The sequence below is a fragment of the Bradyrhizobium sp. ISRA430 genome, from assembly GCF_029909975.1.
GTDB lineage: Bacteria > Pseudomonadota > Alphaproteobacteria > Rhizobiales > Xanthobacteraceae > Bradyrhizobium.
Genome location: NZ_CP094516.1, coordinates 1,363,129 through 1,389,435, shown reverse-complemented (window position 1 = coordinate 1,389,435; position 26,307 = coordinate 1,363,129). Strand labels below are relative to the sequence as shown.

23 protein-coding genes are annotated in these 26,307 nt (G+C 64.3%); 12 read left to right on the top strand and 11 right to left on the bottom strand.

Annotated features, from left to right (window positions below; genetic code table 11):
• Positions 1-84: 84 nt before the first annotated feature.
• The gene (locus MTX21_RS07135; protein ID WP_280970991.1) at positions 85-777 is read right to left on the bottom strand and encodes a peroxiredoxin; all 693 of its coding nucleotides are present in this window, start codon (positions 775-777) and stop codon (positions 85-87) included.
• Between the two features lie 195 nt (positions 778-972).
• Between MTX21_RS07135 and MTX21_RS07130 the strand changes: the two genes are divergently transcribed.
• Positions 973-4,800, top strand: coding sequence for a DUF3971 domain-containing protein (locus MTX21_RS07130; protein WP_280964112.1), 3,828 nt, complete (start codon positions 973-975; stop codon positions 4,798-4,800).
• Between the two features lie 272 nt (positions 4,801-5,072).
• Here the strand turns inward: MTX21_RS07130 and MTX21_RS07125 are convergent, their stop codons facing one another.
• The 4 genes from MTX21_RS07125 to tyrS form a co-directional block, all read right to left on the bottom strand.
• Positions 5,073-6,767, bottom strand: a complete 1,695-nt coding sequence (locus MTX21_RS07125; RefSeq protein WP_280964111.1) for a methyl-accepting chemotaxis protein — start codon at positions 6,765-6,767, stop codon at positions 5,073-5,075.
• A gap of 345 nt (positions 6,768-7,112) precedes the next feature.
• On the bottom strand, positions 7,113-7,550 hold the full coding sequence (locus MTX21_RS07120) for a DoxX family protein (RefSeq protein WP_280964110.1): 438 nt from the start codon (positions 7,548-7,550) through the stop codon (positions 7,113-7,115).
• Positions 7,551-7,770: 220 nt separating this feature from the next.
• Positions 7,771-9,042, bottom strand: coding sequence for an MFS transporter (locus MTX21_RS07115; RefSeq protein ID WP_280964109.1), 1,272 nt, complete (start codon positions 9,040-9,042; stop codon positions 7,771-7,773).
• Positions 9,043-9,098: 56 nt separating this feature from the next.
• Positions 9,099-10,352, bottom strand: a complete 1,254-nt coding sequence (gene tyrS, locus MTX21_RS07110) for a tyrosine--tRNA ligase (protein ID WP_280964108.1) — start codon at positions 10,350-10,352, stop codon at positions 9,099-9,101.
• A 161-nt stretch (positions 10,353-10,513) separates the two neighbouring features.
• On the opposite strand from tyrS, the gene MTX21_RS07105 reads away from it, so the two are divergent.
• From MTX21_RS07105 to MTX21_RS07095, 3 genes are all read left to right on the top strand, one after another.
• Entirely contained in the window at positions 10,514-11,617 is a 1,104-nt protein-coding gene (locus MTX21_RS07105; protein WP_280964107.1) for an anhydro-N-acetylmuramic acid kinase, read from the top strand.
• Between the two features lie 97 nt (positions 11,618-11,714).
• Positions 11,715-12,392 (top strand): glutathione S-transferase family protein, encoded by a 678-nt coding sequence (locus MTX21_RS07100; protein WP_280964106.1) that lies wholly within the window; start codon positions 11,715-11,717, stop codon positions 12,390-12,392.
• Positions 12,393-12,402: 10 nt separating this feature from the next.
• Positions 12,403-12,726 (top strand): multidrug efflux SMR transporter, encoded by a 324-nt coding sequence (locus MTX21_RS07095; RefSeq protein ID WP_280964105.1) that lies wholly within the window; start codon positions 12,403-12,405, stop codon positions 12,724-12,726.
• Between the two features lie 12 nt (positions 12,727-12,738).
• Here the strand turns inward: MTX21_RS07095 and MTX21_RS07090 are convergent, their stop codons facing one another.
• From MTX21_RS07090 to MTX21_RS07080, 3 genes are read right to left on the bottom strand one after another with little or no spacing between them, the layout of a single operon-like run.
• Complete coding sequence (locus tag MTX21_RS07090) at positions 12,739-13,029, bottom strand: DUF1330 domain-containing protein (RefSeq protein ID WP_280964104.1); 291 nt, start codon at positions 13,027-13,029, stop codon at positions 12,739-12,741.
• The gene (locus MTX21_RS07085) at positions 13,026-13,544 is read right to left on the bottom strand and encodes a DUF1697 domain-containing protein (protein WP_280964103.1); all 519 of its coding nucleotides are present in this window, start codon (positions 13,542-13,544) and stop codon (positions 13,026-13,028) included. Before MTX21_RS07085 ends, MTX21_RS07090 begins: the two co-directional genes overlap by 4 nt.
• Positions 13,545-13,552: 8 nt before the next feature.
• Complete coding sequence (locus tag MTX21_RS07080) at positions 13,553-14,200, bottom strand: alpha/beta hydrolase (RefSeq protein ID WP_027524593.1); 648 nt, start codon at positions 14,198-14,200, stop codon at positions 13,553-13,555.
• A gap of 348 nt (positions 14,201-14,548) precedes the next feature.
• On the opposite strand from MTX21_RS07080, the gene MTX21_RS07075 reads away from it, so the two are divergent.
• From MTX21_RS07075 to MTX21_RS07040, 8 genes are all read left to right on the top strand, one after another.
• The gene (locus tag MTX21_RS07075; RefSeq protein WP_280964102.1) at positions 14,549-15,706 is read left to right on the top strand and encodes a cysteine desulfurase family protein; all 1,158 of its coding nucleotides are present in this window, start codon (positions 14,549-14,551) and stop codon (positions 15,704-15,706) included.
• Positions 15,707-15,800: 94 nt separating this feature from the next.
• Positions 15,801-17,297, top strand: a complete 1,497-nt coding sequence (gene sufB / locus MTX21_RS07070) for a Fe-S cluster assembly protein SufB (protein WP_280964101.1) — start codon at positions 15,801-15,803, stop codon at positions 17,295-17,297.
• A 130-nt stretch (positions 17,298-17,427) separates the two neighbouring features.
• On the top strand, positions 17,428-18,180 hold the full coding sequence (gene sufC, locus MTX21_RS07065; RefSeq protein ID WP_280964100.1) for a Fe-S cluster assembly ATPase SufC: 753 nt from the start codon (positions 17,428-17,430) through the stop codon (positions 18,178-18,180).
• A 12-nt stretch (positions 18,181-18,192) separates the two neighbouring features.
• On the top strand, positions 18,193-19,497 hold the full coding sequence (sufD, locus tag MTX21_RS07060) for a Fe-S cluster assembly protein SufD (protein WP_280964099.1): 1,305 nt from the start codon (positions 18,193-18,195) through the stop codon (positions 19,495-19,497).
• Positions 19,494-20,741: a cysteine desulfurase gene (locus MTX21_RS07055; RefSeq protein WP_280964098.1), complete on the top strand. Its 1,248-nt coding sequence runs from the start codon at positions 19,494-19,496 to the stop codon at positions 20,739-20,741. Before sufD ends, MTX21_RS07055 begins: the two co-directional genes overlap by 4 nt.
• The gene (locus tag MTX21_RS07050) at positions 20,738-21,109 is read left to right on the top strand and encodes an SUF system Fe-S cluster assembly protein (RefSeq protein ID WP_280964097.1); all 372 of its coding nucleotides are present in this window, start codon (positions 20,738-20,740) and stop codon (positions 21,107-21,109) included. The genes MTX21_RS07055 and MTX21_RS07050 overlap by 4 nt, the downstream gene beginning before the upstream one ends.
• Before the next feature lie 39 nt (positions 21,110-21,148).
• Positions 21,149-21,568 carry an iron-sulfur cluster assembly accessory protein gene (locus tag MTX21_RS07045; RefSeq protein ID WP_280964096.1) on the top strand — a complete coding sequence of 140 codons (420 nt, stop codon included), beginning with the start codon at positions 21,149-21,151 and terminating at the stop codon, positions 21,566-21,568.
• 180 nt (positions 21,569-21,748) lie between these two features.
• Positions 21,749-22,201 carry a TfoX/Sxy family protein gene (locus MTX21_RS07040; protein ID WP_280964095.1) on the top strand — a complete coding sequence of 151 codons (453 nt, stop codon included), beginning with the start codon at positions 21,749-21,751 and terminating at the stop codon, positions 22,199-22,201.
• A 64-nt stretch (positions 22,202-22,265) separates the two neighbouring features.
• Here MTX21_RS07040 and MTX21_RS07035 read toward each other — a convergent pair whose 3' ends face one another.
• The 3 genes from MTX21_RS07035 to MTX21_RS07025 all read right to left on the bottom strand — a co-directional run bounded on the left by MTX21_RS07035 (position 22,266) and on the right by MTX21_RS07025 (position 26,170).
• Positions 22,266-23,333, bottom strand: a complete 1,068-nt coding sequence (locus MTX21_RS07035; protein ID WP_280964094.1) for a GGDEF domain-containing protein — start codon at positions 23,331-23,333, stop codon at positions 22,266-22,268.
• A 118-nt stretch (positions 23,334-23,451) separates the two neighbouring features.
• On the bottom strand, positions 23,452-24,906 hold the full coding sequence (locus MTX21_RS07030; RefSeq protein WP_280964093.1) for a DEAD/DEAH box helicase: 1,455 nt from the start codon (positions 24,904-24,906) through the stop codon (positions 23,452-23,454).
• 301 nt (positions 24,907-25,207) lie between these two features.
• A complete protein-coding gene (locus MTX21_RS07025) occupies positions 25,208-26,170 on the bottom strand; it encodes a helix-turn-helix domain-containing protein (RefSeq protein WP_280964092.1) in 963 nt (320 codons plus the stop codon).
• Positions 26,171-26,307 lie beyond the last annotated feature (137 nt).

Sequence of the window (26,307 nt, the reverse complement as noted above, 5' to 3'; positions counted from 1 at the left end):
TCCTTGCGGCCTAATTGCCGCAGCAATCTGGGCTGTTCATGGTTAATTTTCCGGAAACGGGAACACTCGAATTCGAGGGCCTGGTTAAAGACTTCTTGCCGTCGCGAGTACGTCGTCCGCATGGCCATCGACGCGGACATTGCGCCAGATCTTGGCCACCCGACCGTCGGCGCCGATCAGCACGGTCGTACGAAGAATCCCCAGGAAGGTTTTGCCGTACATGGATTTTTCGCCCCAGGCGCCATACGCCTCCAGCATCTCGTGGGTCTCATCCGAGATCAGGGGAACGCCGAGCTTGTGCTTGTCGCGGAACTTCTCCTGGGCCTTGACCGGATCGGCGGAGATGCCGAGCACGACCGTGCCGGCTTGCGCGAACGCGTCCGCAAGGCGCGTGAAGTCGATGGCCTCGCGGGTGCAGCCGGGCGTGTCGGCTCGGGGATAGAAGAACAGGACGAGCTTGCGGCCGGCATAGTCCGATAGCGTGGCTACGCCGCCGCCGTCGCGGGGCAGGCGGAAGGCAGGCGCCTTCTGACCCTCGGCCAAAACGGGTTTGGCTGCGGTCGCAGGCTGGGCTAGGGATTCAGAAGATCTTAACCGTTTCGATGCGGCCTTATGCGATGCTGCTTTTGCTGGTGCTTTGCTTGATTTGCTTGCTGGCGTCCGCTGCGTTTTCGCGGACTTTGTTTGTGCCGATGCCCGCAATTTCGCGGTCTTCTTCTTAGCCGTCGGACCGCCGGAGGCCGTTTTGGACGATTTCTTTCGGGATTTCTTGGACATACGCCTTCCTTTCGACGCTTTCGACGGGTCAACCAAAGGGGTATTGCAGCTCTCGTCAGATGCGGCGGATTCGCGCCCTCGGCTGGGTAAGTCTGACGGCGCGGGAATATGGTTACAAGGAATTCCAGGCACCACCCCACTGCTCGTTGAACGCGCTCCCGGGGCGAAATGACGAACAGCAGGAACATTCGAGGAATGGCGGCAATCCCGGCGAAGGGGACTTCGATCCCCGTCGACGGGTGCGGCCCCGGCGGCGCTCAATCCTATGATGGGCGCCTGTATCGAGAGGCAATGGCAAGGAATACGTCGCCCCAGGATCATTATCGGGATTACGATCGGCGCGGCGGCGTACAAGAGCCGCTGGAATGGGACGAGGCCGACTGGGATCCGGATCAGGAGGAGGCGGCGGGCAATCGTGCCCGTCGGCTGTTGTCGCGTTCCAATTCGGGCTTCCACCGCGTCGGTGATGGGTTGGGGTCGTTCCGGCGGTGGCTGGCCGCCGATCGCTGGTTGAAGCGGCTGGCCATCGTCGTCGGCGCCCTCGTCGTCATCGTCGTCGGCTGTTTCGGCGCGCTGTGGTGGCGGCTCGGTGCCGGCCCCATCAATCTCGATATCGCAACGCCTTGGCTCGCGGCGGCTATCGAAGACAATATCGGCAATGGCAACACTGTGGAGGTCGGCGGCACGCAGATCGAGCGGGCCGGTCGTGTCCGCATCGCCGTGCGCATCCGCGACATCATCGTCCGCGACCGCGACCAGGCCATCGTCGCCAGCGCGCCGAAGGCGGAGGTGAAGCTGTCGGGCACGGCGCTGTTGATGGGCCGGCTGCGTGCCGAAAGCCTCAACCTCGTCGATGCCGAGCTGGCGATCCGCATCGCGCCTGACGGGGCCGTCACGGTGTCGGCCGGCGACACCGCAAAACCTCTGGCAACCGGCGTCGCGTCGAAGACGGAAGCGGGCCTGCCGCCGACCTTCCCGCGTACGGAAGCTGCGTCGCCGCCCGCGTCGGTGGCGCCCGGTACCTCGTCCAGCCCCAGCGCGCCCGCCGCGGCGGCCACGAGCAGTGCCCAGAATGGAATTCTCGCCGGTCTCGACTGGCTCGACAGCCTGAGCATGACTGGTCTGGATGGTCAGAACCTCAACGAGATCGGTCTGAAGAACGGCAACCTGATCGTCGACGACCAGCAGCGCGGCAGCAAATGGACGTTTGAGAACATCACCCTCAGCCTGCGCCGGCCGAGCCACGGCGGGGTGGCGCTCAGCCTCGGCGAGGAGGGTGCACGTCCGTGGATGTTGCGCGCCACGATCGGACCATCCGAGAACGGCGTGCGCTCGGTCGACATTCGCGCCGACAAGGTCTCGACCTCCAACATCCTGCTGGCGCTGCGGCTGAAGGACCTGACGTACAATGCAGACCTGCCGCTGACTGGCGAGCTCAAGGGCGAGCTCGGCCGCGACGGCGTTCCGACCTACTTCCGCGGCAAGATCGCTGTCGGCGCCGGCAACGTCATCGACACCGATACGCCCGATTATCCGATGGCGATCGACTCGGCCGAGATCAACGTCGAGTGGGACGCCGGGCGGCGGGTGCTGGTCGCACCGTTCAAGATACTCTCGGGCGCCAACCGCATCACGCTCCTGGCGCATCTCGAGCCGCCCAACGGCAGCACCAACGACTGGCAGCTCGGCTTCAGCGGCGGCTCGATCCTGCTGGGCGGGATCGATAACGAGCCGCCGCTGGTGTTCAACCGCATTGCCATCGGCTTCCGCTTCGACAGCGACCACAAACGCGTGCTGCTGACGCAAGCCGATGTTTCCAACGGCGAGATCGGCGTCGCCGGCACCGGCAGCATCGACTATTCGGGCGAGCCGCGGCTGATGCTCGGCTTTGCGGGGACGCCGATGTCGGCCTCCGCCCTGAAGCGGATGTGGCCGACGCTGATCGTTCCGGAACTGCGCGAATGGGTGATCGAGCGGATCGAACGCGGCACGCTCCAGCGCATCGAGATCGGCATCAATTCGCCGACACGCAACCTTCCGCGCAAGGGGCCGCCGATTCCCGATGATGGCCTGTCGGTCAACATCGTGGCGAATGGCGTTGCGGTTCGTCCCGTTGACGGCATGCCGGTGGTGCACGATGCCGACCTGAGAGCGCACGTAACAGGGCGCACCGCAACTGTGACGATCGGACAGGGCGTCGCGGACACGCCCGCGGGCCGCAAGATCACGATCTCCGATTTCACCTTCGAGGTGCCGGACATGGCGCCGAAGCCGTCCCCCTCGCGGAGCAGGTTCCGCGTCGACGGACCGGTGCCGGCAGCGGCGGAAATTCTCGCCAATGACCGCCTGAGCGATCTGTCGGCGACCTTCGTCGATCCCAACACCAGCAAGGGGACGTTCTCGGCGAACATCATGCTCGGCATGCCGGTCAAGGGCGAACTGACCAAGGACGACACCACCTACGCCGTGACTGCCGATCTCAACGGCTTTGCCGCCGACAAGTTGGTGATGAACCAGAAGCTAGAGGCCAACAACCTCAAGATCGTCGCCAACAACCAGGGCTATCAGGTCAAGGGTGACGTCAAGATCAACGGGCAGGCGGCCTCGGTCGACTATCGCAAGCCGGCTGAGGGCGACGCCGACGTCCGCCTGCAGGCCACACTTGATGACGCGAGCCGGGCGCGGATGGGCTTCGATCTCAGTCCCGCCGTCAGCGGCTCGCTGCCGATCAAGCTCTCGGGCAAGATCGCAAGCGGCCCGGACCAGACGACCAAGCTGGCCGTCGAGGCCGACCTGACCTCGGTCAAGCTCGACAACATCCTGCCCGGCTGGGTCAAGCTGCCGGGCAAGTCGGGCAAGGCCACCTTCAAGGTCGTGCCGACCGCGCAATCGACGCGCCTCGAGGACATCGTCATCGAAGGCGGCGGCACCTCGATCAAGGGCTCGCTGGAGGTCGACCAGAACGGCGACCTCATGAACGCGAACTTCCCGACCTACGCGCCCTCCGACGGCGACAAGGCGTCGTTGAAGGTTGAGCGCGGTCCCGACGGTGTGATTCGCGGCAGCATGCGCGGCGACGTGTTCGATGCCCGCGGTTTCCTGAAGTCCGCGATCTCAGGCAATTCCAAGGACGATGCGAAGAGCAAGCTGAAGAACATCGACTTCGACATCGACGTGAAGCTTGGCGCGGTCGCCGGTTTCAACGGCGAGGCGATGCGCAGCGTCGATGCCAAGATGTCGAAACGCAGTGGCGCCATCAAAGCCCTCACCCTGAGCGGCAAGATCGGCAGTAACACGCCGGTGGCGGCCGACCTGCGTGGCGGCCGCGCCCAGGGCAGCCGCGAGGTCATTTATCTCCAGACCAACGATGCCGGCGCGCTGCTGCGCTTCACCGACACCTACACCAAGGCTGTTGGCGGGCAGATGGTGGTGGCGATGGAGCCGCCGACGTCCGAGCCGAATACGTCGCGCGAGGGGCTCATCAACGTGCGCGACTTCACGGTCAAGGGCGAGGCGCAGCTCGAGCGCGTTGCCGCGGGTGCGCCAAATGGGACTGGGAACGGCGTCTCCTTCAGTGCGCTGCGCGCAGAGTTCACGCGGCAGAACGGCGCGCTGACGATCCGTGACGGCGTGGTCAAGGGGCCGATGATCGGTGCCACGATCGAAGGCTCGATCGATTATCCCGGCAATCAGGTGTGCATGAGCGGCACCTTCGTGCCGATGTACGGCGTCAACAACATCTTCGGGCAGATACCTTTGTTCGGCATCTTCCTCGGCGGTGGCAACAACGAGGGCCTGATCGGCGTCACCTACGAGGTCGTCGGCACCCCCGCCGCGCCGGTGATGCGTGTCAATCCGATCTCGGCGATGGCGCCGGGCCTGTTCCGCAAGATCTTTGAGTTCAACACCGGCAAGCAGAACTCGCCGATCGACGAACTGCCGACGCAGCAGCCGAGGGGTGACAGCCCGACCGGATCATCGACGCGCCAGCTATCGAACGGCTGCACCCTCGCGCGGCGCTAGTGCAAAGTCCGCTTTCATTTCATGGATGCGATCAGGCGTGATCGTTGCCACATCTCCCGGTTGCGGGGAAGGCAATCGCATTTGAAAAAGCTCTTGGTACGCGGATTCCCTGCGGCCATCCTTCGAGACGCCCGCTTTGGGCGGGCTCCTCAGGATGAGGTTTTGTTCTCCGGCGAAATCTTAGATCCTCATGGTGAGGAGCGCCGCCTTACGGCGCGTCTCGAACCATGAAGCCGAGCATGTTCACGGCCTTATGAGCTGATTTGCGCGGCCTACGCCGCGCGCACGCCCGCCAGGAAGGTGCCGACTTCGCCGGAGAGCTGCTCGGCCTGCTTGGAGAGGTTCGATGCGGCCGCGAGCACCATGCCGGCGGCGTTGCCGGTCTCGTTCGCCGCTGTGCTGACGCCGCCGATATTGGTGGTGACTTCCCTGGTCGCTTCCGCGGTCTGCGACACGCTGCGGGCGATCTCGGCGGTCGCCGCACCTTGCTCCTCGATCGCGGCCCCGATCGAGGTTGCGATCCGGCTGACCTCCTCGATGGTCGCGGTGATCCCGCCGATGGCGTCCACGGCCTCCTTGGTCGCGCCCTGGATCTGCGCGATCTTGTCGCCGATCTCGCGGGTAGCTTCCGCGGTCTGGCTGGCGAGCGACTTCACCTCGGAGGCTACGACGGCAAAGCCGCGGCCGGCTTCGCCCGCGCGCGCGGCCTCGATGGTGGCGTTGAGCGCGAGCAGGTTGGTCTGGGCGGCGATGCTCGAGATCAGCTCGGCGACGTGCTCGATCTGCTGGGCACCGTCGGACAGCGCGCGCACGATGGTGTCGGTACGGCGGGCGCTCTCCACCGCGCGGCCGGTGACCTCGGCGGATTGCGCGACCTGGCGGCTGATCTCGGTGATCGAGGAGGAGAGCTCCTCGGCGGCGGCGGCCACGGTCTGCACGCGCTGGCTGGCTTCGGTGGCGGCGGTGCCGACCACGGCGGCCCGGCGGTTGGTGCCTTCGGCGGTCGAGGACATCGACTTGGCCGTGGTCTCCAGTTCGCCGGAGCCCGAGGCCATCAAGCCGACAAGCTGGCCGACCGAGGCATCGAAGCGGTCGGCGAGCGCGATCAGCGCCTCGCGCTTCTCCTGCTCGCTGCGGGCCTTGGTGGCGACCTGTTCGGCCTCGAGCGCGCGCGCCGTCAGCGCGGTCTGCCTGAGCACTTCGAGCGTCTCGGCCATGCGACCGATCTCGTCGCCGCGATCGGTCTCCGCGACCGGCTTGTCGAGGGCGCCGTCGGCGATCTCCTGCATGCGGTTTTTCTGGCGGTCGAGTGCGCTGAGCACGTCGCGGGCGATCAGCCAGGACAATGTCGCCATCAGCAGCATCAGGCCGATGCCGACTGCTGCGAGCTCCAGCGTCAATGCGCGCACGTCGGCGTCGATGTCGTCGACATAAAGGCCGTAACTCATCGTCACGTTCCAGGGCGCGAATTTGCGTGCGAATACGGTCTTGCGGACAGGCTCGGTCTGGCCGGGGCGGGGATACAGATACGACGTCACGCCGCCTAGAGGATTTTGACTGGCGACATTGATGATCGCGTCGGCGATGACCACGCCGTTGGAATCGGTGGCGCCGGTGATCTTGCCCTCGAGCTGCTGGTTGGCGCCGTTCACGAGGAGGGACGAATCGGAATTGTAGACGACCGGATAACCTTGGCCGCCGTTGAAGCTCATGCGCCGGCCGCGCAGATGGAACTGGGCTTTGGCGTCTCCCGGCGAGAGCTTGCCGGCGGTGACGTCGTCCTGGAGCGATTGGGCGAGGCTGTAGAGGAGATCGACCGCGGTGCGCATCTGCTGCGCGCGGTCTTCCATCATGCGGCTCTTGCTGAGGAAGGCGGATACCGCGATGATGGCGGTCACTGTGAGCGCTGCGAGACAGACCATGCTGGCAAGCTTGGTGCGGATTCTCAAATGACTCAGCAGCTTCATCACGGCCCCTAGCGAATGGTTGTTATTGCGCGCATCGGTAGCATGAAGTTCTTACCAATCATGAATGGACGCATGCGACGCACCGCCGTGCGGGCAGCTTTCGCAGGCGGACGCGCTAGCGTGCGGGCGAATTGCCGCCGCCGGCGTGCGCCGGCTCGCGAGCTCGCGAAAATCGATCTTAGACTTTGGTTGTCTTAGCCCGGCCCGACCCGCAATGAAGCGATTCGTTCACCGCATCATCCTGTCCGTGCTGCTGGTCGCAGCACTGGCCGTCATCTGGAACGTGCTGGGGGCACGTTGAACCGGCACCGGCAGATCTGCCGGTGCCGTCTTGCTTCGAACAGTTTAGCGCCGCGCGTAGGCGCCGCCCGGCTCGCCGCTCTCCTTGCCCATCAACGCATCGACGCTGATCAGGCCGCCGCCGGCAGCGGAGAGGTAGAGGCAGGCGAAGCAGAACAGGATCGCCGCGGTGCCGCCGTTGAGCAGCGGCAGGAACACCGGCGAGCCGCTCTTGAACATGTGGCCCATGAAGTAGGCGAAGGCCATTTCACCCGAGAGGATGAAGGCCGTGAGCCGGGTGAATAGGCCGAGCATGAGCGCCGCGCCGAGCACAAGCTCGAGCGTACCGGCCGCATAGATCAGCGGCGGGATGTCGGCGAAATAGGGAAGCACGGGAAACTTGAAAAGTTTCGCGACGCCGTACTGGAACAGCAAGAGACCGGTGATGAAGCGAAACAGGCTCAAGAGAACCGGCTGATAGCGAGAGAGAAAAGTAAAGTTCATGGTTTGCGCCCTTCCATCCAAGACAGCGACTTGAATCGCATTCGGTTCCACCCTGCAAGCAGCACGTTTTAAAATCGCGCTGACATTTTCGTCATGTAAGACAAAACACCGCAGACGAGGACTTGAGCCCTGCACGATCCGCATTTTTTGCGTGTATCGGCGCCACATCAGCCCGTAATTTCCCGGTGACGTGCATGATTGCAGGTTACCTTGGGGAGACCTACCGCCGCAAGGCGGGCACAACCAAGAATGGAATCATGCCGAGCACGACGCTCGCAAGTGCGAAGACGAGCAGGGCGTTGTAGCCGTGGGTCGCGTCATGGATCAGGCCGCCGCTCCAGGAGCCGAACGCAGAGCCTAGTCCGCTGCCGATCGAAATCGTGCCGTAGATTGTGCCGACGCGCTCACCGCGAAAGATCTTCATCGCGGTCGCGGTGATCAGCGGTCCGCGCGAACCCATCATGCTGCCGAAGCAGACGACGAAGCCGGTGAGCAGGATGATGTTCGGATAATACGGCAACAGCCAGAGCAGGAAGATGCCGAGGATCGAGATCGCGTAGCTCAACAGCACGGACGGCCGGCGTCCGATCAGGCCGTCGAGTGCGGAGACGCCGAGCATGCCGAACACCAGCACGACGCCGGAAAATCCCCACGCAGTTGCCGCCTGCAACGGCGGAAAGCCGGCATCGATCAGATAGGCGACGATCTGCGCCGCGATCGCATACATGCCGACGGCGGTGAAGAAGAAGGTCGAGAACAGCGCCCAGAAGGCGTGGTGTCGCATCGCGCTCAGAAGGGTCCAGCCGTTGTCGATGAAATGCGGATCCGTCTTCTTGACGACATGCGGCGAGCCCCCTGCGAACAGGCGCCACGGCAGCAGCGTCAGCGGCACCAAGAGGCCGAGCGCGGCAAGGCCGAATATCTGATAGGTCTCGCGCCAGCCGAGATGGTCGATCAGGAGCTGCGAGGCCGGCAGCAGCGCCAGCACGCCGCCGCCCATCGCCGAATAGACCACCGCCATCGCGGTTGGCAGCCGCGGTCCGAACCAGCGGCCGAGCAGGATCGAGTTCGGAACGTTGCCGATGAAGGCGACGCCGATGCCGACGCAGATGCCGATACTGACCTGGAATTGCCAGAGATGCTGCGCGTGGCCCGCGATCAGGAATGCGGAGCCGAGCAGGAGAAGTCCAAGCGAGTAGACGATGCGCGGCCCCGAGTGATCGAACAGCCGCCCGACCAGCGGCGCGGTCAGTCCGCTGATCAGCCAGGTCAGCGAATAGATTGAGACGACCTGGGCGCGATCCCAGCCAAAGTCCTGCGAGATCGGCTTCAGGAAGACGGTGAAGCTTTCGCTGAGGCCGCGGCCGAGCACGGCCAACGTGAAGCACAACGCCAGCACGACGAGCGCAGTGCGCACGGCGCCTTGCTGCGTTGCTGCGACTTGTTCCCTCGCAGTTTCCTTCGACGCTTTCTTGGGCGTGTTCTGGTCCATTGCCGATCAGGGAGCGCGCTTCGGCGCGCCCTGACAAGCATCAAAAGCACATACGCCTATGCAGGCCTGACGAGGACGTGCTTCTTCTTGCCGAACGACAGCTTGATCACGCCTTCCGGCGTCAGATTGGCCGGCGAGAGTGTCATCTTCTCGTCGGTGACGGGCTCGTCGTTGACGCGCAAGCCGCCGCCCTTGATCTGGCGCCGGGCTTCACCGTTGGAGGTGACGAGGCCCGCCTTGACGAAGGCATTGAGCACGCCGAGGCCGGAGTCCAGTTCGCCGCGCGGAATTTCCACGGAAGGCAGGGTTTCGGCCAGCGCGCCTTCCTCAAAGGTGCGGCGCGCGGTCTCGGCGGCCTCGAGGGCGGCCTCGCGGCCGTGCAACAGCGCGGTCGCTTCGGTGGCGAGCACCTTCTTGGCTTCGTTGATCTCCGAGCCCGCGAGCGCCTCGAGCTTCCTGATCTCGCTCATCGGCATCGTCGTGAACAGTTTCAGGAACTTGCCGACGTCGGCGTCCTCGGTGTTACGCCAGTACTGCCAGAAATCGTAAGGCGAGAACTGGTCGGCGTTGAGCCAGACCGCGCCTTGCGCGGTCTTGCCCATCTTGGCGCCCGACGCCGTGGTGAGCAGCGGCGTCGTCAGCGCGAAGAGCTGGTGCGTCCCCATGCGGCGGCCGAGATCGACGCCCATGATGATGTTGCCCCACTGATCCGAGCCGCCCATCTGCAGGCAGCAGCCGGTGCGCTTGGCGAGCTCGACGAAGTCGTAGGCCTGGCAGACCATGTAGTTGAACTCGATGAAGCTCATCTCGTGCTCGCGCTCGAGGCGCAGGCGCACGGAGTCCATGGTCAGCATGCGGTTGACCGAGAAGTGCCGGCCGACGTCGCGCAGCATCTCGATCCAGTTGAGCTTGGTGAGCCACTCGGCGTTGTCGAGCATCACGGCGTCGCTCTTGCCGTCGCCATAGCGCAGCACCTTGGCAAACACGCCGCGGATCGAGGCCTTGTTGGCCTCGATCTCGGCGACGGTGCGGATCGCGCGCGTCTCGTCCTTGCCGGAGGGGTCGCCGACCATGGTGGTGCCGCCGCCCATCAGTGTGATCGGCTTGTTGCCGGACTGCTGCAGCCAGTGCAGCATCATCATGGTCAGGTAGTTGCCGATGTGCAGCGAGGGCGCGGTACAGTCGTAACCGACATAGGCGATTGCCTCGCCCTTCGCGGCAAGCGCGTCCAGCCCCTCGAAATCGGAGCACTGGTGGATGAATCCACGTTCCTGCAGGGTATTGAGGAAATCCGATTTAAATGCACTCATCTGTCAGCGGCTCTGATCATTCTTATTTTACGGTAACTGGGGCTAGTTGCGGAACCCAGGCCAGCGGGACTGCCGCAGCAAAGCGCGCTGTGGCATTATAAGATGTGCTTGTTTGATACAAGCCAGGCGTCGGGGTAGGAAGACGTCGAGGCTTACTTGAGATGATGTTGACCGCACTCGGTCTGATGAGCGGGACCTCGCTTGACGGGGTGGACGTCGCGCTGATCGAAACCGATGGAAAGCAGATAAAGGCATTCGGGCCGTCCGGCTACCGGCCCTACGGTCCGGCCGAGCGCAGCCTGCTGCGCCGGGCGCTCACCGAGGCCGTGAACCTGCCGCAGCGTGATGCCCGGCCCGGGGTGCTGGCCGAGGCCGAGCGCGCCGTGACGCTGGCCCATGCGGAAGCCGTGGCCGCGTTCATCGCCCAGAACCGGATGAGGCCGGAGGACATCGACATCATCGGCTTCCACGGCCAAACCGTGCTGCACCGGCCCGAGCGCCGCATGACGGTGCAGATCGGCGACGCGCCGGCGCTGGCCAAAGCCATCCATGTCCCCGTGATGCATGATTTCCGCGCCGCCGACGTCGAGGCGGGCGGGCAGGGCGCGCCCTTCGTGCCGGTCTACCATCGGGCGCTGGCACAGTCGCTGGAGCGCGAGGGGCCGATCTGTGTCGTCAATATCGGCGGTGTCTCCAACATCACCTATATCGACGGCAACGACACGCTGATCGCATGCGACACCGGGCCCGGCAACGCGCTGCTCGACGATTTCATGTACCGCATCATGAACCAGGCGTTCGATGCGGACGGCAAGTTCGCCGCGCTCGGCAAGGCTGATGAGACCTGGATCGCGCGGGCGCTGGAGCTGCCGTTCTTCGCGCTGCCGCCGCCGAAATCGCTCGACCGCAATGATTTTGCCGCGCTCAAGCTGGGCGACATGGCGCCCGCCGATGGCGCCGCGACGCTCACCGCCTTCACCGCGGCGGCAATCGCTCGCATCATCCCGCTGCTGCCGAGGCGGCCGCGGAGCTGGATCATCTGTGGCGGCGGCGCCCGCAACCTGACCATGCTGCGCATGCTGCGGGAGCGGGTGGGATCGGCGACCGTCGAGGCCGCCGAGACGCTCGGCTGGGCCTCCGACGCCATCGAGGCGCAGGCGTTTGGCTTCCTCGCCGCCCGCGGCCTGAAGGGCCTCCCGCTCTCTTATCCCGCGACCACGGGCGTACCGATGCCGATGACGGGCGGGGTGATCGCTCGTCCTTGAGGTCCCACGCGGTCGATGCAGAAGCATCGATCTTGACGGTTGGATGCAAATGCATCTATATTGAATGCAGTTGCATCAAACCGCCGGGATCAGGACCATGACCGCAGCCCTCAAACTGATCAGCCACAAGCTTTGTCCCTATGTGCAGCGCGCGGTGATCGCGCTCTCCGAGAAGGGCGTGCCGTTCGAGCGGATCGACATCGACCTCGCCAACAAGCCGGATTGGTTCCTGAAGATCTCGCCGCTCGGCAAGGTGCCGGTGCTGGTGGTCGCGACCGACAAGGGCGAGATCGCGCTGTTCGAGAGCAACGTGATCTGCGAGTACATCGAGGAGACGCAAGGCGGCGTCAGGCTGCACCCGGCCGACGCGCTGAAGCGGGCCGAGCACCGCGCCTGGATGGAGTTCGGTTCGGCGATCCTGGGCGATCTCTGGGGGCTGGAGACCACGACAGACCCCGCGACCTTCGACAGCAAGCGCCAGGCCATCGCCGGCAAATTCTCCCGTGTCGAGGCGGCACTTGGTGCCGGCCCCTTCTTCGCCGGTGATCGGTTCAACCTCGTCGACGCGGTGTTTGCCCCGATCTTCCGCTATTTCGACGTGTTCGATGGGCTCGCCGAACTCGGCATCTTCAGGGATGTGCCGAAAGTGCGGGCGTGGCGGGCGGAGCTTGCCAATCGTCCGAGCGTGCGCACGGCGGTCGGTGCGGACTATCCGCAATTGCTGCGTGCCTTCCTGGTGCGCCACGACGCGCATCTGCTCAAGCTCGCGGCCTAACGGGATGCCGATGTCACCGTCGTTGGCCTGGCTCATGCTCGTGATCGCAGGCGCGCTCGATGTCGGCTGGGCGATCTCGATGAAATACGCCGAAGGTTACACGCGGCTTGGCTGGAGCGTCGCCTCGCTGGTGCTGCTCGCCGCCTTCGTCTTCCTGCTCGGACGGGCCTTGAAGGTGCTCGAAGTCGGCGTCGCCTATTCGGTGTGGACCGGCATCGGTGCGGCCGGCACCTTCCTGATGGGCGTCGTGCTGTTCGGCGAGACGCTGAGCGCATTGAAGATCGCGGGCATCGCGCTGGTGCTGATGGGAATAGCGGCGCTCAAGCTGGCGTAAGACGATCACCGATCAGGTGCATCCGTCGGCAAGCAGCAGCTTGCTCGTCGTCGTCGCGTGGCGCAGCTTGAACAGCTCCTGAATCTCGGGGTCGCCGAGGAATGCTTCTGCGTTCTCGCGCGCAGGAAATTCGATGATGACGAGGCGCTCCGGCGCCCAGTCGCCCTCAATCGCGGTCGGCTGCACCCCGCGAACGATGTAGCGTCCAAAATGCTTGGCGATGAAGGCCGGAATTTCAGCGATGTATGTCTTGAAGCCGGCAAAGTCGTTCACCGACAGGTCGAGCACCAGATAGGCCTTCATTGCTGGAGCTCCGCGGCCATCTTTGCGAGCGTGACGATCGTGTTCATGTTGCGCGCGGTGCCGGCCTTGGCCGCGGGGATGACGAGCTTCGACGTCCCCATGCCTTCGCCATAGTGCACGTAGATCTCGCGGCGGCCGAGGCGGACCTCCTCGTTGTTCTGGCCGCGGATGCCGGCAAGCGCGTCGGCCGGCGGGGCCTTGTCGAGGAAGATCGCGACCGTGCGGTTGGGAGCAGCCGTCGGGAATGGATTGTCGGCCGCAACCTGGGCCATCTCGGCGGCGCTGCGCACCAGCACGCCGACCGGCGCGCCGGCGTAGGCGTGCAGGCACTTTTCGAGCGCGGTCTTGATCGCGGCTTCCGACTTGCGGGACGTGAACACCACATTGCCGCTGGCGATGTAGGTGCGCACGGCGGCGAAGCCGAGCTCCTCGCACATCGCCTTGAGCTCGCTCATCGGCAGCTTGCCAGTGCCGCCGACATTCACGGCACGCAGCAAGGCGACGAACGAGCCCATTTGAAGCCTCAGCGCACGTTGGCGAGCCGCATGTCGAGATAGGCAGTGATGGTCTCCATCAGCGGCTCGAGCTTGCCGTCGAAGAAGTGGTTGGCGCCGGGGATGACCTGCTGGTCGATCACGATGCCCTTCTGCGTCTTCAGCTTCTCGACCAGCGTGTTGACGTCCTTGGGCGGCACCACCGCGTCCTTCTCGCCGTGCACGATCAACCCTGAGGACGGGCAGGGCGCAAGGAAGGAGAAGTCGTAGAGGTTGGCGGGCGGTGCGATCGAGATGAAGCCTTCGACCTCCGGGCGGCGCATCAGGAGCTGCATGCCGATCCAGGCGCCGAAGGAGAAGCCGGCGACCCAGCAGGCACGCGCTTCGGGATTGATGGTCTGCGCCCAGTCGAGCGCGGCGGCGGCATCCGATAATTCGCCGGTGCCATGATCGAACGAGCCCTGGCTGCGGCCGACGCCGCGGAAGTTGAAGCGGAGCACGGAGAAGCCGCGATGTGCGAAGGCGTAGTAGCACTGGTACACGATCTGATGGTTCATCGTGCCGTGAAACTGCGGATGGGGATGCAGGATCATCGCGATCGGCGCGTTCTTCTGCTTGGCCGGGTGATAGCGGCCCTCGAGACGGCCCGCAGGGCCGGCGAAAATGACTTCAGGCATCGATGATCTCTTGATTGATTCCCTTGAGAGATGATCCTTGGCAATCAACCGCTTGTAGTGGCCTCATCGACAGCGAAGCCGACGAAAGCACGAATGAGGGTGAAGGCGCCTTGCGGTGATGCGCGAGTGCGCGCGGTGACTTAAGGCCCGCGTTCTAACATAGGCTGTGGGTCAAAAAGCAAGCATCTTGAACATCGCCTAATCCGTTCAAGATGTTAGCGTGTCATCGTGGCGTCATCGCGAGGCCGCGGTTTTGGAATCGAGGTTGCCAAACGCACGGCTGCGGCCCACGTCGGGCGATCCAACGCGCAAGACCACGTCTCGCGAATTCAGGTAGTATAGTACTTCATGCGGAATCGTGTTTATCTCGACTGGAATGCCACCACCCCGCTCCGCGCGGAAGCACGGATGGCGATGCTGGCCGCCTGGGACCTGATCGGCAATCCGTCCTCGGTGCATGCGGAAGGGCGCGAAGCACGACGGTTGATTGAGAAAGCGCGTGGGGCGCTGGCGTCCGCCGTGGGCGCGCTGCCGCGCAACGTGGTCTTCACCTCGTCCGGAACCGAAGCCAATGTGCTGGCGCTGTCGCCCGGCTTATCGGCCCCGGCCGGCGGGACGGTGGAGCGGTTGCTGGTTTCGGCGGTCGAGCATGCCTCGGTGCTGGCCGGGGGACGGTTCCCGAGCGACAGGATTGGTCAGATTCGGGTCACGCCGTCGGGGGTGGTCGATCTCGAACACCTCAACGCCTTGCTTGGCGCCGGCGCGCCGGCGCTGGTTTCCATCATGGCGGCCAACAACGAGACCGGCGCGCTTGAACCGATCGGGAAGGCGGCAAAGGTGGTGCACGACGCGGGCGGCCTGCTGCATGTCGATGCGATCCAGGCGCTCGGAAAGATTCCATTCGATATCAAGGCGGTAGGTGCCGACCTTGCGACCTTTTCTGCGCACAAGATCGGCGGTCCCAAGGGCGTCGGCGCGCTGGTCGTGGCCGAAGGAGTCTCGGGGCTGGAGCCCGTGCTGCGCGGGGGCGGGCAGGAGCTTGGTCGCCGGGCGGGAACCGAGAATGTGGCTGGCATTGCCGGCTTCGGCGCGGCGGTAAAGACGGCCGTTCAGACGCTCTCTGAGGATGCGGAGCGCATGGCAAGCCTCAGAGATCGCTTGGAAAATGGGCTCCGCTCCATCGCTGGCGCGACCATCTTTTCGGACGATGTCCAGCGGTTGCCCAATACCGTCCTGTTCAGCGCGCCAGGCCTGAAGGCCGAGACGGCCGTGATCGGCTTCGACCTCGAAGGCATCGCGGTGTCCTCGGGCTCGGCCTGTTCGTCGGGAAAGGTACAGCCGTCCCATGTGCTTCCGGCGATGGGATTTGGCCCTGCCATTGCCCAGGGAGCGGTGCGCGTCAGTCTGGGCTGGTCCACGCAGCCCGAAGACATCAATCGGGCCTTGGAGGCTTGGCGAAAGCTGGGTAATACCCTACTTAGAGAGCAGGCACGAAACACGGCTTGAATCGTTCTAAGCACGTGCTTTCGGCTAGGAAACATCGTAATAGTCGTCCGAGTTTGATCCACCGCGGTCCTTGAAACCGCGAGCGGAGGATGGAATGCCAGCCGTACAAGAGACGGTCGAGCGCGTGAAGCGCATCGACGTCGACCAGTATCGTTATGGGTTTGAGACCCTGATCGACTCCGAGAAGGCCCCCAAGGGGCTATCGGAAGAGACCGTAAAGTTTATCTCACAAAAAAAGAACGAACCCGCCTGGATGCTCCAGTGGCGGCTCGAGGCCTATCGCCGCTGGCTGACCATGACCGAGCCGACCTGGGCGCGCGTCGAATATCCCAAGATCGACTTCCAGGACATCTACTATTACGCGGCGCCGAAGCCGAAGAAGGCGGTGTCCTCGCTCGACGAGATCGATCCGGAGATTCTCAAGACCTACGAGAAGCTCGGCATTCCCCTACGGGAAGTCGCGATGCTCGAAGGCATCGAGCCCAAAATCGGCGAGCAAGATCCGGCGCAGCGCAAGATCGCGGTCGACGCGGTCTTCGACTCCGTCTCGGTTGCGACCACCTTCAAGGCCGAGCTGAAGAAGGCCGGCGTGATCTTCATGCCGATCTCGGAGGCGATCCGCGAGCATCCCGAGCTGGTGCAGAAATATCTCGGCTCCGTGGTGCCGACCTCGGACAATTTCTATGCGACGCTGAACTCGGCGGTGTTCTCCGACGGCTCGTTCGTCTACGTGCCGCCGGGCGTGCGCTGCCCGATGGAGCTGTCGACCTATTTCCGCATCAACGAGCGCAACACCGGCCAGTTCGAACGCACGCTGATTATCGCTGACAAGGGCTCCTACGTCTCCTATCTCGAAGGCTGCACCGCGCCGCAGCGCGACGAGAACCAGCTTCACGCCGCCGTGGTCGAGCTCGTCGCGCTCGATGATGCCGAGATCAAATATTCGACGGTGCAAAACTGGTATCCCGGCAACTCGGAAGGCAAGGGCGGCATCTACAATTTCGTCACCAAGCGTGGCGACTGCCGCGGCGCCCATTCCAAGATTTCCTGGACCCAGGTCGAGACCGGCTCCGCCATCACCTGGAAGTATCCGAGCTGCATTCTCCGCGGCGATAGCTCCCGCGGTGAGTTCTATTCGATCGCGATCTCGAACGGCTTCCAGCAGGTGGACTCCGGCACCAAGATGATCCACCTCGGCAAGAACACGTCGAGCCGGATCATCTCCAAGGGCATCGCCGCCGGCAAGTCGCAGAACACCTATCGCGGTCTCGTCACCGCGCACCGGAAGGCGACAGGCGCGCGCAACTTCACCGCCTGCGATTCCTTGTTGATCGGCGACAAATGCGGCGCGCATACCGTGCCGTACATCGAGGCGAAGAACTCGTCGGCGACGTTCGAGCACGAAGCGACGACCTCAAAGATCTCCGAGGACGTGCTGTTCTATTGCATCCAGCGCGGCCTTTCCCAGGAGGAAGCGGTCGGCCTCGTCGTCAACGGCTTCGTCAAGGACGTGCTTCAGCAGCTCCCGATGGAGTTCGCGGTGGAAGCGCAGAAGCTGATCTCGATCTCGCTTGAAGGGTCGGTCGGTTAAGTCGGACCTCATCCTGAGGAGGCTGCGAAGCGGCCGTCTCGAAGGATGGAAATCGGAAAGATTGTTGGCCACGTCCTTCGAGACGCGCCTGCGGCGCTCCTCAGGACGAAGGGATAGGTGGAACAAGACAATGCCTTTGCTTGAAGTGAAAGACCTGAAGGTTCGCGTCGAGGATCGTGAGATCCTCCACGGGCTGACGCTGACCGTGAACGAGGGCGAGATCCACGCGATCATGGGGCCGAACGGCTCCGGCAAGTCGACGCTCTCCCACGTCATCGCCGGCAAGCCCGGCTATGAGGTCACCGACGGCCAGATCCTGTTCAGGGGCGAGGACCTCCTGGAGATGGACCCCGAGGAGCGCGCCGCCAAGGGCGTATTCCTGGCGTTCCAGTATCCGGTCGAGATCCCCGGCGTCGCCACCATGACCTTTCTGCGCACCGCGCTGAACGCGCAGCGCAAGGCGCGCGGCGAGAGCGAATATTCGACCCCGGACTTCCTGAAGAAGGTTCGCGAAGTCTCGAAGTCGCTGAACATCCCGCAGGACATGCTCAAGCGCGGCGTCAATGTCGGCTTCTCCGGCGGCGAGAAGAAGCGCAACGAGGTGCTGCAGATGGCGCTATTCGAGCCTGCGCTTTGCATCCTCGATGAGATGGACTCGGGGCTCGACATCGACGCGCTGCGCATCGCCGCCGATGGCGTCAACGCGCTGCGCACGCCCAAGCGCGCGATGGTCGTCATCACCCACTATCAGCGTCTCCTGAATTACATCGTGCCTGACTTCGTGCACGTGATGTCGAAGGGCCGCGTCGTGAAGAGCGGCGACAAGCAACTGGCGCTGGAGCTGGAGGAGTCCGGCTACACCCAGTTCGAGGACGCCGCGTAAGGATTGTTTGCGATGAACGTTGCTGTGGCAAAGACCGGAAGCGGCCGCGCGGTGAGCGATCTCTTCGCCAGCGCCGAAGGCCGGCTGCCGGGTTCGCCGGCGGTCGTTGCAGTGCGCCGCGAGGCGTTCGAGACCTATGAGCGTCTCGGCCTGCCGCACCGCCGGCTCGAAGAATGGAAATACACCGATCTGCGCGCGCTGGTCGGCGAGGTGCCACCGCTTGCTGGCAGCCCCGATGCGGCCGCGCTGTCGCGCGCCGCGGCGGCCGCGAAGGCGCATGCGTTTGCCGGTGCCCGCAAGCTGGTGCTGGTCGATGGCGTGTTCGCGGCCGATCTGTCGGACGTCAAGGCGCTGCCTTCCGGTATGAGCGTGACGACCCTGCGCGAGACGCTGGACAAGACCGCCGATCTCCTGACGACCGCATCCACCGATGCGATGATCTCGCTGAACGCGGCGATGGCGACCGATGGTGTCGTGCTGTCGATCGCCGACGGCACCCAGCCGTCCGCGCCTGTCCAGATCATTCACGTTGCGACCGCGCCTTCTGCGTCTAGCTTCACCCGTTCGCAGGTTCGGATCGGGAAGGGAGCCCGCGCGACCATCATCGAGAGCTTCGTCGCTGCCGGTGCCGGCGCTTACCAGGTCCACGACGCCGTGCTCGTCTCGATCGGCGACGACGCTGACGTCGCCTATATCCGCCTCATGGACGATGCGCCGGATGCGGTGAACGTTACCTCGCAATTCGTCACCGTCGGCGCCAATGTGAAGCTCAACTACTTCAACATGACCAGCGGCGGCGCGGTCAGCCGCCTCCAGGGCTTCATCACCTTCGCCGGCGAGGGCAGCGAGCTTTCGCTCAACGGGGTGAACCTGTTGAAGAAGACCGAGCATGGCGATGTGACGATGGTCGTGGACCATGCCGTGCCGAACTGCATGAGCCGCGAGACCTTCCGCGCGGTTATCGACGACCGCGGCCATTCGGTATTCCAAGGCCGCATCATCGTCCGTCCCGACGCGCAAAAGACCGACGGCAAGATGATGACCCGCGCGCTCTTGCTCTCGGACGAGGCGGAAGCTGACAACAAGCCTGAGCTCGAGATTTTCGCCGACGACGTCTCCTGCGGCCACGGCGCCACCGCCGGCGCGCTCGACGACAGCCTGCTGTTCTATCTGAAGGCGCGCGGCCTGCCGGAGAAGCAGGCCCAGGCGCTGCTGATCCAGGCTTTCGTGGGCGAGGCGATCGAGCAGATCGCCGACGATGACCTGCGCGAGCACGTGATCGGCATTGCCGAGCGCTGGCTGGAGCGACGGTCATGAGCACGCATCCGGCGGTCCTAAACGGCGCCTATGATGTTGCGCGCGTGCGCAAGGACTTTCCGGCGCTCGCCATGCAGATCTACGGCAAGCCGCTGGTCTATCTTGACAACGCGGCCTCGGCGCAGAAGCCGCAGTCCGTGCTCGACCGCATGACGCAGGCCTATATATCCGAATACGCCAACGTGCATCGCGGCCTGCACTACCTCGCCAATGCCGCCACCGAAGCCTACGAGGGCGCGCGGGCGAAAGTCGCGCAATTCGTCAACGCCCGGCGTACCGAGGAGATCATCTTCACCCGCAACGTCACCGAGGCGATCAACCTCGTGGCGTCGTCCTGGGGGGAGCCGAACATCAAGCAGGGCGATGAGATCGTCCTCTCGATCATGGAGCACCATTCCAACATCGTGCCCTGGCATTTCCTGCGGGAGCGCCACGGTGCGGTGATCAAATGGGCGCCGGTCGATGATGAAGGCAATTTCCTGATCGACGAGTTCGAGAAGCTGCTGACGCCGAAGACCAAGCTGGTCGCGATCACTCAGATGTCGAACGCGCTCGGGACGTTCGTCCCGATCAAGGAGGTTGTGCGGCTGGCCCACGACCGCGGCATCCGGGTGCTGGTCGACGGCGCGCAAGGCGCGGTGCACCTGCCCGTCGACGTGCAGGATCTCGACTGCGATTTCTACGCTTTCACCGGCCACAAGGTCTATGGCCCGACCGGCGTCGGCGCGCTCTATGCCAAGCACGAGCACCTTGTCGCGATGCGGCCCTTCAACGGCGGCGGCGAGATGATCCGCGAGGTTGCCAAGGACTGGGTCACCTACGGCGACCCGCCGCACAAGTTCGAAGCAGGCACCCCGCCCATCGTCGAAGCAATCGGCCTTGGCGCTGCCATCGACTACGTCAATTCGATCGGCAAGGAGCGCATCGCTGCGCACGAGCGCGACCTCGTCACCTACGCCCAGGAGCGGTTGCGCGAGATCAACTCGCTGCGGTTGATCGGCACCGCCCGCGGCAAGGGCCCGGTGATCTCTTTCGAGCTCAAGGGCGCGCACGCCCACGACGTCGCCACCGTGATCGACCGCCAGGGCATCGCGGTGCGCGCCGGCACCCATTGCGTGATGCCGCTTTTAGAGCGGTTCAACGTCACCGCCACCTGCCGCGCCTCGTTCGGCATGTATAATACGCGTGACGAAGTCGACCATCTGGCACGGGCGCTGCTGAAGGCACGGGATTTGTTCGCATGAGTGACATGGCCGAAGTCAAAGCTAATCCGATGGAAACCCATTCGGCGCTGCCGCCGGAGGAGACCGAGCGGCTGACGCGCGAGATCATCGCTGGCCTCAAGACTGTGTTCGACCCGGAAATCCCGGCCGACATCTACGAGCTCGGCCTGATCTACAAGGTCGAGATCAAGGACGACCGCTCCGTCGACGTGTTGATGACGCTGACGACGCCGAATTGCCCGGCCGCCGGCGAGCTGCCGACCATGGTGGAGAACGCAGTTGCCAGCGTTCCCGGCGTCGGCGTGGTCGACGTCAAGGTCGTCTGGGAGCCGGCCTGGTCACCCGAACGCATGAGCGACGAGGCGCGCCTCGTGCTTAACATGTGGTGAGCCCGCCCCTAGCATTGAATTTGCTCCACAACGGACCACATGACTGACATGACCCAAGCACCGTCGGCCTCGACACCAGCTTCCAGCCCCAAGCCGCGGCGGCCTCGCCCGCAGGTGATGCGGCTGACGGATGCTGCCGCGCAGCGTATCACCGAGCTGGCCCAGCGCGCGGATTCCGAGATCGTGGGCCTGCGCGTCGGCGTGAAGAACGGTGGCTGCGCCGGTCAGTCCTATACGGTCGAATACGCCCATGAGATCCGCCCGACCGACGAGGTCGTCGAGGACAAGGGCGTCAAGATCCTGGTCGATCCCAAGGCCGTGCTGTTCCTGCTCGGAACCGAGATGGACTACAAGGCCGACAAGATGCAGGCCCAGTTCGTCTTCAACAACCCCAACCAGGTCTCCGCCTGCGGCTGCGGCGAGTCGGTCGAACTGCGGCCGGCGAAGGTTGAGGGGTAGGTAGTTCGCCTCTAGCAAATCAAACCGCTGTCGTCCTGGCGAAGGCCAGAACCCACCGCGTGATCTCGCTGCGGTGGGCGGTGTCAGGCGACTGGTACGACGAACAGTCATCGCTAAACTACCTTCCGTGGTGATGGGTCCTGGCTTTCGCCAGGACGACGATGGGGAGGAAGCTTGGCCATGGACCGCGAATTCCTGATCGACCTGTTCGCCGATTTCGGCCCGGTCACGATCCGCAAGATGTTCTCCGGCTACGGCATTTCCGCCGACGGCACCAACTTCGCGTTGTCACTGCGCGCCGGCCTGTTTTTCCGCGCCGACGAGCAGACCATCCCGGACTATGAGGCCGAGGGCTCAAAGCCGTTTCAGTACCAGACGCGCGCCAAGACCGTGACGGTGAACTCCTACTGGCAACTGCCCGCACGTCTGTTCGACGATTCCGAAGAGTTGGCGCAATGGGCAAGAGGAGCGCTCGCCGCTGCGCAGCGTGCGAAGGTGAAGAAGAAGCCGAAGACGAAGAAGAGGGTTGCCACGGTTGCGAAAGCGCCGGCGAAGAAGCCGGGCAAGAAGGTTGCGGCGAGAAAGCAAGCCAACAAGGCTGCGGTGCGCAAGCGCACTAAGAGGAAGGCGTAATCGCCTCCGTCATTCCGGGGCGCGGCAAGAGGCGCGCCCCGGAATGACGGCCGGTGAGTAGGGCTCACGCCACCTGGCCGCGCGATTCCGCGACGTATTCCGGATCCGCCTCGCAGATCACCCGGTTGCGGCCGTTGCGTTTGGCGGCGTAGAGGCAGGCGTCGGCGCGCTCGATCAGGGAGTCGGTGTCGTCGCCTTGCTTCAGCATGGAGACGCCGACGGAGATGGTGACGCGGCCGAGGATCTCGCCAGTGGATTTCTTCTTCAATTCCTTTGCCATCACGGCACGGCGGATGTGATCGGCGACGGTGAGGGCCTGGCGCAACGCGGTGTTGGGCAGTACCACCGCGAACTCCTCGCCGCCGTAGCGCGCGGTGATGTCCTGGCCCTTGATGGTCTGCTTCAGGGACAGGCCGACCAGGCGCAGCACCTGGTCGCCGGTGAGATGGCCGTAGGAATCGTTGAATGACTTGAAATGATCGATGTCGAACAGCAGGAGCGACAGCGGCTCGCCGCTAGCGAGCGCGCTCTGCACAGCCATGCCGATCATGCGATCGAAATATTTGCGATTTCCCAGCCCCGTGAGCGGATCGGTCAGGCTCTCGGCGCGAATCGCCTCGAGGCTCTGCTGGAGATTGCTGATCTCGTTCTTCGACAGCGTCAGGCGGTCTTCCAGAACCTTGTTGGTCTCGCGCATCTCGCGGGTCGAGCGTACCAGCGTCTCGACGATCGACTTGATCTGCTCGCGGCTCTTGGCCGACGACAGCTTTTCCGTCGCGCCCGACAGGCTGGCTTCGTAGGAACTGGTCATCCCGAGGGCTTCGCCCAGGATCTTCACGACGTCGTCGATCTCGCCGATGACGCGCGCGCCGACCTTGTCGATACGATCGGTGGTCTTGATGTGGGAGAGATAGGTCTCGTAGATCTGCTCGAGATCGGCTTCGGTCAGCTTGCCGTTGCGCGCCAGGGTCTCGTTGATGATCTTGTTGAGCGGCGCGTTGTAGCCGGTGGCGTAGACGTACCAGATTTCATAATTGCGGGGAATTGCGGTTTGCTTGAGCGATCGGATCTGACCGAGCGCCACCTCGGCGAACGCCATCGTGCGTTCGTGTTCGTCGAGCACCTTGACCACGGAACATACCCCACAACGGTCGGTGCGCCGCCGACCGCAGCAATGCTTAAATTATGTTCGTAGGCTAACGGATGATCGTGAACGGCCGGTAAACGGCCGTTCGCAAGCGCATCGCGCTTTAGGCGCCGGCGGGAGAGCGCACCGGTCGCAGCAGAAACGCCGGAAGATGGGAATGATCGCCGGGCTCGGTGTCGATCTCACGTTGCGGCCGGCGCGGCTCGGGACGACCGATCGACGGCACGTGCGATGCATTGGCCTGCTGGCGCGCGCGGTGGCGCGGCTCATGCGCATGCTTTGCTTCGGAGGCTTGCCTTGAATCGCCACGCGGCTCGTGGCTGCGCTCACGGTCGTGGCCGCGCTGAGGCTTGCCGCGTCCGCCGCGCGAACGCTCGCGGCCGCGCTTTTCGCGCGTGCGCTCGGTCGCTTCAGTCGTTTCCGCGTGCACTTCGTAATCGCCTTCGGCGCGGGGAATGTTCTGGCCGATCAGCTTCTCGATCGCGGCCATCGACTTCTGGTCGAGCGGCGTCACGATCGAGATCGCGGTGCCGGTGCGGCCTGCGCGGCCGGTGCGGCCGATGCGGTGAACGTAATCGTCGGGGTGGTGGGGAACGTCGAAATTGAAGACGTGGCTGACCTCGGGAATGTCGAGGCCGCGGGCGGCGACGTCGGAGGCAACCAAGAGCGGCAGCTCGCCCTTGCGGAATTGATCCAGTGCCGCCATGCGGGCCGGCTGGTCCATGTCACCGTGCAGCGCACCGGCACTGAAGCCGTGCTTTTGAAGTGACTTGTGAACGATCGCGACCTCGCGCTTGCGATTGCAGAAGATGATTGCGTTCTTGAGGTCTTTGGCTTCGCGGAGCAGGCGGCGGAGCAGCTCGCGCTTCTCGTGCGGCTCGCGGCCGGCCGGGATCTGCGACTGCGTGACGGTCACGGCCGTGGTGGCGGGCCGGGAAACTTCGACCTTCTGCGGATTGTGCAGGAAGGCCTCGGTGATGCGCCGGATTTCCGGCGGCATGGTCGCGGTGAAGAACAGGGTCTGCCGCGTGAAGGGAACGAGCTTGCAGATGCGCTCGATGTCGGGAATGAAGCCCATGTCCAGCATGCGGTCGGCTTCGTCGATGACGAGCAGCTCGACGCCGGTGAGCAGGAGGCCGCCGCGCTCGGTATGGTCGAGCAGCCGGCCCGGCGTTGCGATCAGGACGTCGACGCCGCGCATCAGCTTGGCGTCCTGGTCGCCGAAGGAGACGCCGCCGATCAGGAGGGCGACGTTGAGCTTTTGGCCGGCGCCGTACCGGTCGAAGTTCTCCTTGACCTGTGCCGCGAGCTCGCGGGTCGGCTCCAGGATCAGCGTGCGCGGCATGCGCGCCCGGGCGCGACCCTTTTCGAGGATGGTGAGCATCGGCAGCACGAAGGCCGCGGTCTTGCCGGTGCCGGTCTGGGCGATGCCGAGGACGTCCTTGCGTGCGAGGACGTGGGGGATCGCCTGTTCCTGAATGGGGGTGGGGTTGGTGTAACCAGTGGCCGCCACTGCGGCGAGGACTTTTTCGGATAGTCCGAGATTTGAAAAGGACATTGAGCCTCTAGTCGAAACCGCCGTTCGGAATCGAGGGTAAAAAGGCTGTCGCGTTCCACCCCGAAACGGCGCGCTCTCAAAGAAGCTGGGGGTGCTGACTTACCGCGAACAAAGCGCAAGGCTCAGGAATCGCTCTTCGATCTGAGCCGCGTCGACCCGGAACATAGGGGGGAATCGGCCAAAGTCAATGGAGCGGGTGGGAGAAGGCCCTAAAAACCCTGAGGTTTTTGCCCAAATAGCGGGCGCGGGGCGCCTTTTCCGGCTCTGTTCGCAGGTTCGGCGGGAACCTCGCAGCCGGCCATCAGCTCCCCTCGGCGGCCTGGGCCCGGAAATCGCCGGGGGCCATGCCGTAGGCGGCATTGAAGACCCGGTAGTAGGTCGCAAGGCTCTCGAAGCCGCAGGCCGTGGCGATATCGGCAATCAGCCGATCCGGCGCTTCTCGCAGTAGGCGCTGGCTCTGCTTCAGCCGCTCCTCCGTCACCGTCTGCGAGAAGCTGCGCTCGCCCATCTCGAACAGCATGTGAAGATGGCGCACGGAGACACCGAGCAGGTCCGCCACCATGGCCGGCGTCAGATCGGGATTCCTGAGGTGCCGTGCGATCAGGCGGCGCGCCAGCGACAGGCGGGCGGTCCGCAGCGCGGATTGCCCACGCCGGCTCCCGGGCCCGATGATGCCGCGCTCGATCAGCGCGAGGTGGGCCAGTGCCTGGACGAGCGCGGTGGTCTCGGCCGACCCATCGTCCGCGGCGCTCTGGCCGAGATCGGCAAAGCAGGAGTTCAAGAGGGGCGCCAGGGCGGGATCGTTGAAGGTCTTGGGCGCTAGCTCGCGCATGCGCTTGTCCTGCGTGGGAATGCCGCTGACAGGGATCTTCAGGATCCGCAGGTGAAATCCGGCAGCCCCGAGCGGCACGGTGCGGTAGGGCAGATCGGTATGGCTGGTGGCGAAGCTGCCATTGGGAATCGCGAAATCGCTGCCGCGCATGCCGCCGAACCAGCCACCGCCGCCGAGTTGCTGGTAGACGCAGACGCTGTCGCCGGGCGCGTAGGCGATGTCCGCCTTGCTGCGCTCGACGGTGTAGCGCGAGGCCTTCAGCTCGACGAAGCCGGCGCCGCCGAGCTGGCGCAGCGAGAACTCGCCGAAGAAGTCGGCGCGCCGTTCACGCTCGAGCTCCGCCGTGACGCCGAACAGCCCCTTGGCGCGGACCTCGCGCCAGTAGTCGAAGCGATCGTGCGGCTCGACTTCATCGGTACACCAGCGATACACGGCAGTCCCCGGTCTCAAACGGAATTGCAGAAAGAAAAAAGCAGATTCCGCCGGAATCTGCCATAGGTGGCATGCCCGCGGCGGAGGACACATCCGGTTGAACCGGCGCCGCCGCTCGGCCGACTACGACATCAGCA